Here is a 7321-nt window from a genome sequence, read left to right on the forward strand (position 1 = left end):
TTGTGGCCTACAAATTCGGCCGTTCAAACAATAATCAGCTTGTTTTTGATACATTCACTTCTGCGATTCAAAAGCACCCGCAGGCAACGCCGCTTGTGCACAGTGACCGTGGCTTCCAGTACACCTCATACGGCTTTAAAAAGATTCTGGATGCCCAGCAGATTCAACAAAGCATGTCCCGTGTCGGAAAATGCATCGATAATGGCCCGATTGAAGCATTCTGGGGAAAAATCAAATCGGAACGGTTCCATATCAGACGCAAGCAGAAGTACTATGCGGATTATCAAACAATTATAGAAGACATTACACGCTATATTGAGTTTTACAACCACCACAGACCGCAACACAAATTCAAGGGATTGAGTCCGCTGGAATTCAGGGCATTGGCGGCATAGAAAAACGCCTGAGAATCTCCATTCTCAGGCGGGAAACATTTATATTATTTCATCTGTCAACTTGGCAGGGTTCAGATCAGACTCTGCCAGCCTTTTCTAATTTTATTCATTACTTCGGTACTTCCAGTATATCATCGGTCGTGATAACTTCAGTTAATTTAAATTAACCTTTTTAACATATTCAACTGAATCCTCTAGTTTTCAAAGCGATCAACAACTCAATTACTTGATTGTTCCGCTGATGACTTCTTCCTTATGTGCTGTGAATGCATCAAGCACTTCATTCTTTTCTTTTTCAGGGACGTCGAAGTGATCAAGCGTTTCAGCTAATACTTTGCCTGCTGCATCGAATTCTTCTTCAGTAAGCTTCATGTCATAATGTGTAGGTTCCAAATCGAGTGATCCGTCATTAGGCACTGTGCTGACATAATGATGAGGCCCACCAGCTTTCTCCGAAACCCATAATGTCGTCAAAACTTTGAAGCCCGCCGCACGCCAACTTTCATTTGCATACCACTCTTTCAGATAAGGGTTGTCGGAAGACTCACCAGCAACTGGATCTTTAGCTAATGCATCAGCAAAATGGTCAACGACAGCTGCGATACTGTAAATACCACCTAAACGTTCGTATAAAGATTTCTCAGCCATAATAATCCCCTTTCAACATGTTAATAATTCCGATTTACACGCACAAAACTGCCTGTAAATATAGAATAATTAAGCAACAAATACTACGCTGTTTGAAAGTAATGAATTAATGAAGCGTTATATTTTAGAAATCATGGTGTTATTAGCATATCATGCTTAATGTAAACGCTATCATTAAATGTCTTTTCTGACAATTAATTTGCTTACCTCACATTTCAAATACCATCAGTTCAATTTTAAGTAAAAAGGATATTATAATTTAGGATAAAAAATTATAATATTGATAAGCTAATCATTCTTGTAGCTTAATCTTCTAGTCTCTCTTTATTTTTATAATAATTTATTATTCCTTCTGCGCACCGATAAGCGAGGGCACCTACCGTTCCAGTCGGGTTATTACCGGAATTATGCACAAAAGTGCTGGATCCTGCCACAAATAGATTATCACGATCCCAGTGCTGCAACCATGTGTTCACCACACTATTATCAGGATCTGTACCCATTGGAGTACCACCTGAAATATTTGTTGATTGATAAGGTACAATATCATAATCACCAAGGTCATCATTTTCTACTTCTATATGTTTTGCACCCATTTTTTCTACAATTTCTTTGCATTTTTCTGTTAGATATTTGTTCCTTGCATTATCTTGTTCTGTCCAATTATAAGTAAGCATTACTTGTGAGTTACCGAATGCATCCTTATAAGTATCATCTAAATCTAAATAGTGATTTTTGTGTGGCCCAGTATGAGCCATTGTATAAACCGTCAAAGTTCTGGCAAAATTATTAATTGATTCCTCTTTAAATTCTTCGCCCCATTGAGGAGTATCTTTGGGAATTGTATTCGTTAGAATAGGACGGACACCTGTTTGAGTGAAATGGATTGAGCCCCCGTGAATAAAATCAAGATCATCATGGTCAAAGTTATCTCCATTAAAATCATCTAAAAGCATGCCGAGAGCGCCTGCTCCCATGAATGTATTAAACTTTTCTTCAAAGAAACCAGTAGCACCCAAACCCGTTTGATAACAATAATTACTGCCAAGTGTACCCTCTTCTGTTTCAGGATCATATTGTTTTCCAATATCAGAAACTCTAAGTAACTTATAGTTATTGAATAAGAAACTCGTTAATACAACTATATCTGCTGGTTGGAAAAACTCTTCACGTGTTTCAGTATCTATAAATTTAACACCGGTCACTTTTTCATTGTCCTCTTTGTCAGTAACTATTTCAGTCACATTGGAGTTATATCGGACTTCATGATTGCCAGTTTTTTCTGCAGTTCTCAAAACAGTAACATCTGGTGTTGCTTTTGCATCATATTCACATGCAAAACGTTCACAGAATCCACAATATTGGCATTGGTTTAAAGTTTCACCATCAGGATTCTCATAATTCTGTGACATGTTAGCAGAAGGCATCATAATAGGGTTTAATTTTAATTCATTAGCAGCTTTTTCAAACTTCTCTAAAATTGGAGTCTTAACCATTGGAGGATTCGGATAAGGATTAGAACGTTTCTCACCCAGCGGATTCTTCTCACCGCTTATCCCAGTTGTTTTCTCAAATTTATCATAATACTTCTCCATCTCATCAAATGTAATGCCCCAGTCTCTGTAACGCAATCCAGAGTCTATACCAAGTTTGCTTTCACCATATTTTTCTTCTGTCATAGTTTTTATTTTAAAATCATAAGCCATATATCGATCAGTTTGACCATTCCAATGTGTACCGGCTCCGCCTCGTCCATTACCAGGTAAAAATGAACCTAGACGACGTACAGGTAGTGCGCGTTCATCAGGATTATTTCTAAACGTCAATGTTTCTATTGAAGTATCTTGCATCAACTCATAGCGTTGAGCATATTTTAGTTCATCATGCACATGCTGGTAATCATCTGTGTCACGATAGGGGCCTCTCTCTAAACTTTTTACCTTTAAACCTTCTTTTGAAGTTTCCGCTGCTATAATACCGCCTGTCCATCCTGCGCCTATGGTCACAACATCAACTTTGTCCAATTCTTTTACCATTTTGTAAACCTCCTAAATAATTAAATACTTAGCTAAAATTAGGTTTAGGTTCGATATCTTCAAATCCATCACTATCGATGACATCTAAATAGGAATGTTGATGACCAGGGAACTGCTTCATTTTCCATCCAGCCATACCTCTATTTCCTCTATAAATAGGATCGGAATATACGCCTTCTAATGTAGCTTCACGTAATAATTTAAAGAAGAATCCCGAAGTAGCTGTACTCCTAGGGACACCGAAATCTACTTCATCTTTTTCAAAATCTTTTAAGATATCATCTTGTTGTTTTCCATCTAATTTACTGAAAGAATCATCATGACGTTGTTTTGCCTCGTCTTGAAGTTTTTCAATCCCGAGTCGGAAATATGATGCTCTGTTCAAACTGGATTGATAACCCTGTGTGGGTTTTCCTTCATAGAATGGACCCTGCATATATTCTCTAGAATTTAAACCGTACGCCCCTGCAAGTTGTCCATCTAAATAATATGCTGCTCCAAGTTCTTTGGCCCCTGGGCCAATATCAGACTTTGGAAATATCCTTTCCATTGCTGCTTCAATAGTTTCAAACTCTTCGTCATTACTGAAAAAAATACGTCCTTGATCTGGGATATTTAACTTGTCTTCAGATTCTGTTGAGCCTCCCGTGTCACTATCTTTAACACCTTCATTAACATCCACATCGCTGTCGATATTAAAACCGACTAAACCACCTAATAAACTTCCACCCACAATACCACCAGTAGCAATTCCTGTTGTTTTCAAGAAATCTCTTCTTGAGAATTGTTTTTCATCAGACATAATTTTACCCCCCACATCTTTTCATAAATTACAGTAATTGTATCATCCTTTTGATTTTTTTGAAAATTTATCAATGACGGCATTAAAGATGATTCATTTTCAATTCTTTAAATGACATCTTTGCATTGAATAAGGGTTCAAATAGTAATCTGATAAACTAAAAAAGCTTATTCTTAATGCTAATAGCGCATATCTTGAATAAGCTCAGTAAAAATATCGCCTTGATAAATGCATGGTAATAATAAATATACATACCTTTAAGAATTTCTTATCGAATATTGTATTGTTATCATTTTTTATAGTGTACAACGACTATAATTTTCTACTTAAATATTATTTTCCTCGCTACTTAGATGCAAGATTGGGTTTTTTTCCAACCATATAGGCTGCGTAAACCCCCATAATTGCCATTGCTGCCCAGATCCAGGCATGCAGACTAAAAGAAGCAATTCCACTGAAATAAGCACCTATGTTTGCACCAAAAGATATGGTGGCCCCGTATCCCATAAGCAAACCTCCTACAAATGCCAAAATAGCAAGATGAATTGCGATTTTAGAAAAACGAATCATTCCACCAAGTGTTAAGGAAAGAAATGTGCCAAGCACAACACCGAAATTAAGTACACTCATTGAATCCATCATGACAGGTTCTATTAGAGCGGGAATTCTTTCCTCTGCAACCCAATACTCCCATTGCGTTACATCGATGCCAAGATTCATCAATAGCTTGGATCCCCATAGTGTAAAGGCAGCCGTAAGTTTCCAAGGCTCTCCCTGAAGTATAAAAACAGCAGCATTGAGAACAGCAAGAACGAGCGCACCCACCCAAAGCGGCCAAGACCCAAAAATAATTCTCTTCCATCCGACAGCAGTTGGGAGTGCAGGCAGTAAGCGCGGTTTTTTCCTCTTCTTATATAAATATGAGAGTATAATAATCATCGCGAAAATCGCAACCTGCATCCCCCAAGCACCGACATAGCCAAGACCTGTATCGATAGCCAAGGAAAATTTAGGAATAGAAGGAAGAGTTTTATTCCAGAAACCAAAATGATAGGCACCAATTACAGCTCCTGACAGAAAACCGGACAAGGTGCAAAGTAAGGCTGTCCGTCCTCCTTTTGCCGTATAAAAAGAAGCCGGCGCAAGCCCACTTCCCATCTCCATCCCAAAGCCGAAAATAAAGGCGCCGATTACTAATCCAATGCTGATAGGTGAAAGGGCTCCTTCAGTCATATTTGGGGATGCGCTGATATCAAACATTAAGATAAAACCGAATAATGTAGTTGCGATTCCTAACATAAACATATGTGCCCGCAACAGCTCTGTATTTCCAGTCTCAACTATTTGACGGTAAACAGCTGCAAAACCAAAACGGGCATGAAATAAGGCAAACCCAATTAGGACACCCACCCAAAACAAAAGCACGGATTCGAAACCGGAGGCTTGATAGGCAAGATAAGTGACCAATAGCACAACCAGAATCCCTAAAATGATTAGTACATTTTGAGGATCCCTAAGCGTGGGACTTGATGAATTTGATTTGGATGAATGAACCTTATTTTGTGTCATAGAGACTCCTTTAGTTTCGATGAATTTATCTTTTCCATAGTAAGTGCTCATTCTGCCACAATAAAAATTATTTAAGCATACGATAGTGTTGCGAAGCCCTCAGTTCGATAATCTTTTTATCTAACTAACAGAAGTTTGTAGTGAATTTGGTAGAGGCACGAATAAATTAGATAATGAAATATTATACCTTGATATAGTCTCCAACCTCACCACTCTATGCTGAAATTATTTATGATAACTTTCAGCGTATCAGTTTATGATGCGATTTTTTATTAATTTATTCTATGAATGAGTGCAGTGATTCTTTATACATAGTCATAACTGTTACTACGTTTCCATATTGCAAAATATTTTGACAAAGATATATAATTTACATAGTATTAGTGAAATGAAAAAACATGAGGTGAAAAAATGATAAAATTATCAGATTTTATTAAAACTCCAAATGATACACGTACGAAAATAAAATTCAATATGAATCCCGCTGATCCAACCTTAAAGGCCTGGGATCTACTATTAGAGGATGATCCGGAATGGCTCATTATGAATAGTTGGAAGACGAAACAGTCCAACAATAATCTTAATCATGCTGAATATTTGATTACTATGGCTCAATATTATCCTTATGGACCAGAATATTTTGCATTTGGTGGACTTTATAAAGTTGAAAAGAAACTCCCTGAAGTTTTTAATGATATAGGTTATGAATTGACTTTAATGAAAGATTATCAAGAATATATAAAAAGATTAATTATTAAGATTGAAAAGCCTATTGGTAGAGATGTTTATAATCGTCGTTATCATACTATTCAAGATCAATTGAACCCTGAAGTATACGAAATTGCGCCTAATATTAAACTAGGACATTTTCCTGGTTATCAAAATGTCCGTATGAACCATAAAGAAATGCAACAAGTTCTTTTAAGAGAAGACCCTAGTTGGAAATCCGCTCTTAGCTATGTTAAAGGGATATATGTAATTACGGACAAAAGTAATGGTAAACTATATATTGGTTCTGCTTCCGGAAACACTGATGGCATATGGCAACGATGGTCAGGCTATGCACATTTGGAGAACTTGACAGGAGGCAATAAAGAATTCAATAATATTCTTTTAAATAAAGGCAAGGAGCATATTCAAAAATACTTTCAGTATTCTATTCTAGAGATTTTTGATACAAGAACCAAAAGTGAAATTATTCTTGAAAGAGAAAATTATTGGAAAAATGTATTTGATACAAAGGTAAATGGGATGAATCATAACTGATTACTAAATGGTTGTCTCTTATGGCTCTATAATAGTAAAGTCATAAGAGTTTACATTTATCCCCTTTATCTAAATTAAACACATCTAAAAGCAGTCTAAATAAATGTGAGTACATCTCCTCACCGCCACAATGTTCAAGAGAAAATGCTACTGTTACAATGCTTCATTATATTTCTAATTTAATTGAGATCTTACAATTTAACTAATGCTTTTAAATTACATAGTTGGTAGGGTATTGTATATTTTATTTTGACAAACCGAGTTATAAAATCCATTATTAATACTTTCCCTCTCTACTCAGTTTCTTTCTGCAATTCAACTTTCACCATAAGACACTTATCATTACTGATTTTAATTATCCCTCCTTCCTCAAGTTGATTGATAAACTCACTTTTACTTTCTAAATTGTGTTCAATTTCTTCTATCAAAGCCTTCCGTTGACGAAATTTTTTTCGCCGTTTCCTATTATATTCATTCCAACGCCGATTGTAAAATTAAGCTAGACACCTAAAAAGGGTCACGCGTGATACACTCAAAATGAGTTTTCCGACCAAAGAAAATCATAGGAGTGATCACGCATGACCTACACCCATATTACCACGGAC

6 protein-coding genes are annotated in these 7321 nt (G+C 36.4%); 2 read left to right on the plus strand and 4 right to left on the minus strand.

The window, feature by feature from the left end; translation table 11 throughout:
- Nucleotides 1-395: DDE-type integrase/transposase/recombinase (locus tag ABD734_RS00965; RefSeq protein WP_425568266.1), on the plus strand; the 395-nt coding region annotated here is incomplete at its 5' end.
- Between the two features lie 222 nt (nt 396-617).
- Here ABD734_RS00965 and ABD734_RS00970 read toward each other — a convergent pair.
- The 4 genes from ABD734_RS00970 to ABD734_RS00985 all read right to left on the minus strand — a co-directional run bounded on the left by ABD734_RS00970 (nt 618) and on the right by ABD734_RS00985 (nt 5450).
- Nucleotides 618-1043: a group I truncated hemoglobin gene (locus ABD734_RS00970; protein ID WP_344700749.1), complete on the minus strand. Its 426-nt coding sequence runs from the start codon at nt 1041-1043 to the stop codon at nt 618-620.
- Nucleotides 1044-1348: 305 nt separating this feature from the next.
- Entirely contained in the window at nt 1349-3079 is a 1731-nt protein-coding gene (locus ABD734_RS00975; protein WP_344700750.1) for a GMC family oxidoreductase, read from the minus strand.
- A 28-nt stretch (nt 3080-3107) separates the two neighbouring features.
- The gene (locus tag ABD734_RS00980) at nt 3108-3881 is read right to left on the minus strand and encodes a gluconate 2-dehydrogenase subunit 3 family protein (RefSeq protein WP_344700751.1); all 774 of its coding nucleotides are present in this window, start codon (nt 3879-3881) and stop codon (nt 3108-3110) included.
- Nucleotides 3882-4226: 345 nt separating this feature from the next.
- The gene (locus ABD734_RS00985) at nt 4227-5450 is read right to left on the minus strand and encodes a YeeE/YedE family protein (RefSeq protein WP_344700752.1); all 1224 of its coding nucleotides are present in this window, start codon (nt 5448-5450) and stop codon (nt 4227-4229) included.
- A 411-nt stretch (nt 5451-5861) separates the two neighbouring features.
- On the opposite strand from ABD734_RS00985, the gene ABD734_RS00990 reads away from it, so the two are divergent.
- Nucleotides 5862-6716: a GIY-YIG nuclease family protein gene (locus tag ABD734_RS00990; RefSeq protein WP_344700753.1), complete on the plus strand. Its 855-nt coding sequence runs from the start codon at nt 5862-5864 to the stop codon at nt 6714-6716.
- Nucleotides 6717-7321: the final 605 nt, after the last annotated feature.

The organism is Salinicoccus jeotgali, from assembly GCF_039538805.1.
GTDB classification, from domain to species: domain Bacteria; phylum Bacillota; class Bacilli; order Staphylococcales; family Salinicoccaceae; genus Salinicoccus; species Salinicoccus jeotgali.